3 protein-coding genes are annotated in these 2,163 nt (G+C 69.5%); all 3 read right to left on the bottom strand.

Annotated elements, in window-relative coordinates; all coding sequences use genetic code 11:
• Window positions 1-92: 92 nt before the first annotated feature.
• Window positions 93-917, bottom strand: a complete 825-nt coding sequence (locus ACZ6RT_RS29960; RefSeq protein WP_399195342.1) for a hypothetical protein — start codon at window positions 915-917, stop codon at window positions 93-95.
• Between the two features lie 19 nt (window positions 918-936).
• Entirely contained in the window at window positions 937-1,326 is a 390-nt protein-coding gene (locus ACZ6RT_RS29955; protein WP_399195344.1) for a hypothetical protein, read from the bottom strand.
• Between the two features lie 293 nt (window positions 1,327-1,619).
• Complete coding sequence (locus ACZ6RT_RS29950; RefSeq protein WP_470157291.1) at window positions 1,620-2,000, bottom strand: hypothetical protein; 381 nt, start codon at window positions 1,998-2,000, stop codon at window positions 1,620-1,622.
• Window positions 2,001-2,163: the final 163 nt, after the last annotated feature.

Genomic DNA, 2,163 nt, shown 5'->3' with positions numbered 1-2,163 from the left:
TGTAACGACGCGCGCGCCCTAGCCACCGCTCCCCCCCCCCCCCCCCCCGCCTCCCCCCCCCCCCCCCTCCCCCCCCCCCCCCCCAGGGACGGTCAGCCGTAGGACCAGCCCTCGGACGACCTGGACACGCTCCTGCGCGTGATGTCGTCGAAGTCCGTCCTGCCGTCCGTGCCGTCGCTGTCGAGGTTGGCCTGCGCCATCGGGAACTGGTTGTCCATGCTCATCAGCGAGGTCAGGTTGCCCATGCTGAAGAGCAGGGACGCGGTGATGCCGACGATCGTGTTGACCGCCGTGCCCATCAGGATGAGCCCGGACGAGGCCTGGGTGGCCTTGGCCGCGGCCTCGAGCGCCTTGCCCTGTGCCGCGATCACGGGAGCGGCCGGTCCCGCCGCGGCCGCCGCGGCCTGCATCTGCTTGCCGATCAGCTGGGCGATCTCCGAGGCGATGATGATGCCGAGGAGGCTGTTGACGACCACGCCGGCGGTATTGACGATCTTGTGGATGTCGGACTGTGCGCTCTGCACCGCGTTGGCCATCTGCAGGGCGGCCGTCTCCAGCTGCTGGACCTCCTGGTGGACCACTCCCATGAACCGGTCGAAGGCCGCGCGGTCGTCTCCCTCCGGCCAGGCGGCCTGGACCGCCTTGAGCTTGGTGTCCCACTCCCTGTTCCGCAGGTGGGAGAGCTTCAGGTTGATGGTGCGCCAGTCGTTGAAGACCTTGCTGATCGCCTCGTCGTCCCACGGCCGGGCGAGCAGCCAGACGGCGGCCGCGCCCGCCGCGGGTTTGGCCAGCTTCCCGGCCAGCTCGATCTTCGCCAGGCTGGCGGCCCACGAGGGGCCGTACTTCCCCAGAGCCTTCATCCCGCCCAGGACGGCGGTCTCGATGCCGGCGCCGGTGAGAACCTCTTCGCCCGCCATGGGGCATCCCCTCCTCGGGTCAGTCGGTGGGACCCAGGTCCTTGTTCCTGGTCGCCCCGTCCAGGGCGGACCTGTCGGCCGAGACCGAGTACTTCAGGTCGATCATCTTCCCGGTGTCGTTCGCCGCGGTCGCGGTCTCCAGCTCGGCCTGCCGGTAGTGCAGCACCACGCTGAGCAGCCCCGCGTTGATCCCGTTGACGCACTTGACGAAGTCCTCGGCCTGCTTGGCCTGGTACTCGCGGGCCGGGGCGTACTCGCGCGCCACCGTGGCCGCGCCGACGGCGCCCCACTGGACGGGGCTGAGATGCGTTCCCTGGGCCAGCGTGCTGACCTGTTGGGCTATCGGGGCGAAGGTGTCGATCAGGTCGCGTGTCGCGGCCTTGAGCGCTTCGGTGTTGACCTCGACCACCGTGTACCGACCTCCCGTACGTCACGCGTGCCACGCCCCCGTGGCGCGATCTCGGATTTCCCGTACATGAACGAGGAGTAAACCAGGAGCGACGCGGCTCCAACCAGTCCCGTGCCGTCTTTGTTGGAAAGATCGGTAAAATTCCCGACAGGGAAAGAGGGAATAGGGGCAGGTGCCCGGCACCCGGGACGGCACGCGGCGCCCCGCCGGCAGCGCACGCCGTACCCGAGGATCCACGTCCCCATGCGGCGCCACGTGCCGCCTGCCTGACGAGGGAGCGGGAGAGGCGGCGGTCAGCCCCGGCGGCGGCGCCCGAGGACGAACGACACGTTCACGCCGATGATCCCGACCCACAGGAGCGTCAGGACGAACGCGAGGAGCGACTCGCTCACCTCGGAGTAGCCGATCCCGATGGTCGCCGACACGCCGCCCACGAGGGAGACGATGGCCAGCGCCAGCCGCTGTCCCGCGTCCACCGAGGGGGAGACCGCCGGGGCCTGCCCGGGGGCGCGCGCGGCGAGCCGTTCGTCCACCCGCCTGTCGATCTCCTGATCCATCTTCTCCAGGAAACCCTCCACCAGGGAGTCCTCGTAGTCGGGGCCGAGCTCCCGGCGGGCCGCGAGCGAGGCGCGCAGCTCGTCGCCGGAGGATGAGGATGAGGATGATCGTGCCATGATCGAGATATATCGCTTCTTGTGGGGGATGTCCAGTGGCGATGCCCTGACACCCGGAGCCCTGGACACCTAGGGCCTGTACGGAGTTGAGATCAGGGGGATTCGCCTGCGCGGTGGCTTGCCGTCCTGGTAGGCCATCGCCATGGCGCGTGGAGAACTCACC

The organism is Streptosporangium sp. NPDC050148 (assembly GCF_055586505.1).
This window is presented reverse-complemented; position numbering and strand designations above follow the sequence as displayed.